The following is a 2,261-nucleotide window of genomic DNA, read 5'->3' as shown; positions in this document are numbered from 1 at the left end:
TTACCTTTTTCCGGGTTTCAAAGCTCACTCATCGCAGACCGGAGAGGCAGTGCAATCCGGCCCGCGGTTGAAACCCTGTAAAAGGCAAACCGCTTCTGCGGCAGGGCACGGATGGCAACTTCCACAGCGGACCACGGGTTCACCGGATATTTACAGAAGTGAAAAGAAATGCCCTCTGTCCGTGAATGGTTACCCTTATGGTAAGGAGGAAATATGCGGCAACCATCTGAAAACATAGCGGATATACCTATCCGGGGAGACCGCCGGGTCATCTTCGGCTGGGCCATGTATGACTGGGCGAATTCCGCCTATGTCACCACCCTGGTAGTAGCCATCCTGCCCATTTACTTCGCAGGCGTGGTAGTTCCTTCAGATGGGTTGGAAATCAGGGGCACTCTTTACGCTGCCGAGACCCTGTGGGGATTCATGGTTTCAGCAGCGGCGTTCCTCGTCTTTCTGGCCGCCCCGACACTCGGAGCCATTGCCGACTTCTGTTGCACAAAGAGACGCTTTCTGTTCTCCTTCTGTTATCTGGGGGTCGTGAGCGCGGCGTTCCTCTCCTTCAGTAAAGCCGGGGATGTGTGGTTGACCATGATCCTGTTTGTCATCTCCCAGGTCGGATTTGTCGGTGCCAATGTCTTCTATGATGCCTTTCTTCCCCAAATAGCCCCGGAAGGGGAGACGGACCGGATATCCAGCAAGGGCTTTGCCTATGGATATGCGGGAGGCGGGCTACAGTTTGCGATAGCCCTTTGTCTTCTGGCAGGACATGAAAAAATCGGCCTTTCCGAGGCCGAGGCCGCTCGCATGGGGATGCTGACCGCTGTCCTGTGGTGGGGCGGCTTTGCCCTTGTGACTGTCTCTTTACTCCGGGAACCGCGCATGACGCAGGCCCTGCCTGAGGACTTCCGGCGTGTCCCATTGGGTCTGGGTTATATATCCCTGGGTATTTCACGGGTCTGGAAGACAATTCGCAAGTTGCGCCGGCTCCGTCACCTTCTCCTGTTTCTTGCGGCCTTTCTTGTCTACAACGAGGGGATACAGACCGTCATCCAGATGGCCACCATATATGGAAAGCAGGAGCTTCATCTCTCCACAATGGTGCTTATGATGACACTGCTGCTCGTGCAGGCCGTAGCCTTTCTCGGGGCACTTCTCTTGGCATGCGTTTCGGAACGGATCGGAGCCAAACGGGCCGTGATTGTCACTCTGACAGGATGGAGCGGTGTGGTGTTCTATGCCTATTTCATTCATTCAGCAATAGAATACCTTGTGCTCGGCGGGATTATCGGCCTCGTGCTCGGCGGGTCGCAGGCCATCAGCCGCTCTTTCTACGCCTCGATTATTCCCGAAGGCGCCCCGGCCGAATTCTTTGGATTCTATTCAGTGGTCAACAAGTTCTCAGCGGTCTGGGGGCCATTCATCTTTGCCATTATCCGCCACTGGACCGGCTCGTCCCGGAACTCGATACTCTTCCTTATCTTTTTCTTCATCCTTGGCATACTTCTGCTCTCTTTGGTGAATGAGAAAAAGGCCCGGGAGGCCGGTGTTGAACTGGTTTTGTGATCACAAAGACAAGCCCCCTGGCAATGATCACTTGATTAGTGTCTTTGTCTGGATACTGTGTTCACCGCAATCCTTCTCTTCCGACATAATCGCCGCGGATCAGGAGCGAGACCGGAGGCAAACTTGTTTGCCGACGGGATCGCCTGCTGCAGCCGCTGGTTGTGAGGCGCGGAGCGCCGAGCACCCAGCGGATGGTAATACGCGGCGATTGTTGCCGGGCGCGGAGCGTCAGGCAACAACAAGTTATTCATGATTTCTGGATAACTCCACGGCTTGAGAAAGTCTTCATGCCTCCAAGCCGCAACGAACTCTCCGCCATGAGATCCGCCGTTGGGTCCTGATCCATCACAACTTACTTAATATACTCTATATATCAGGAAAAAAAGGGTTGACAAGCCTTGCTGATATCTTGGGTTGACTCTCTGGATATCATCCGATATTTGATAAATATCACGGCATGGAGAACTTGACATGCTTAGTATCCCTCCAGCGTTGCAGGCACAGTTTGAGGAATGTCTGCGGTAAATATTCTTATGAACCCCGTTATATCCTGCCTTGGAGCGGTTTGCCTTTTTCCGGGTTTCAAAGCTCACTCATTGCAGACCGAAAGGGGCAGTGCAATCCGGCCCGCGATCGAAACCCTGCAAAAGGCAAACCGCTCCTGCGGCAGGGCACGGATGGCAACCGTTCACGGG

3 protein-coding genes are annotated in these 2,261 nt (G+C 54.0%); 2 read left to right on the top strand and 1 reads right to left on the bottom strand.

What is annotated here, in order from left to right:
- Positions 1-17 precede the first annotated feature (17 nt).
- Complete coding sequence (locus C4B57_04090; GenBank protein PXF55109.1) at positions 18-236, bottom strand: hypothetical protein; 219 nt, start codon at positions 234-236, stop codon at positions 18-20.
- Between C4B57_04090 and C4B57_04085 the strand changes: the two genes are divergently transcribed.
- Together C4B57_04085 and C4B57_04080 are read left to right on the top strand one after the other, a co-directional pair.
- The gene (locus tag C4B57_04085) at positions 214-1,566 is read left to right on the top strand and encodes an MFS transporter (protein ID PXF55108.1); all 1,353 of its coding nucleotides are present in this window, start codon (positions 214-216) and stop codon (positions 1,564-1,566) included. The two genes, C4B57_04090 and C4B57_04085, sit on opposite strands and share 23 nt — an antisense overlap.
- Positions 1,567-2,078: 512 nt before the next feature.
- Positions 2,079-2,261, top strand: a 183-nt coding sequence (locus C4B57_04080; GenBank protein PXF55107.1) for a hypothetical protein, incomplete at its 3' end; no start/stop codon positions are given.

This window comes from Deltaproteobacteria bacterium (assembly GCA_003194485.1).
Lineage (GTDB): Bacteria > Desulfobacterota > Dissulfuribacteria > Dissulfuribacterales > UBA3076 > UBA3076.
The sequence above is the reverse complement of the archived record's forward strand: the minus strand, read 5'-3'. Positions and strand labels throughout refer to the sequence as shown.

Excerpts from the sequence above, each read along its gene's own strand:
- C4B57_04085 (PXF55108.1), top strand. The coding sequence starts at position 214 with ATGCGGCAACCATCTGAAAACATAGCGGATATACCTATCCGGGGAGAC.
- C4B57_04090 (PXF55109.1), bottom strand. The coding sequence starts at position 236 with ATGTTTTCAGATGGTTGCCGCATATTTCCTCCTTACCATAAGGGTAAC.